General features: G+C 46.5%; 1 pseudogene. It reads left to right on the forward strand.

Going from position 1 to position 284, the window contains the following annotated elements:
• Nucleotides 1-25: 25 nt before the first annotated feature.
• Nucleotides 26-284: pseudogene (locus HMPREF2700_RS08950) on the forward strand (hypothetical protein); the annotation flags it as partial.

Consider the following 284-nt stretch of genomic DNA (forward strand, 5'->3'; position numbering starts at 1 on the left):
TTAGGGGATTTTGGGGAATTTTGCAAAGGTCTCAACCTTTGAATACATCGCCGGTTGCGTTGAAGGCGGTAATACTGGCTGTACTTGTTACAGTGCCCAAGGCACGCCGCTGAAAGAAGTTACTAAAGCCATGTGTAAGGATTACGTGAAAAACGGCCTTCCTTTCAATCCATATAAAGAGGAACAGCAAACTGTGCAACAGCCACAAACAGCACCTCAGACAGCCTACACGCCTGAAACTGGTAAAGTCCTTACAATGGGCGGTAAAAGCCCTCAAAACCTGA

This window comes from Neisseria sp. HMSC068C04, from assembly GCF_001810105.1.
GTDB lineage: Bacteria > Pseudomonadota > Gammaproteobacteria > Burkholderiales > Neisseriaceae > Neisseria > Neisseria flavescens_B.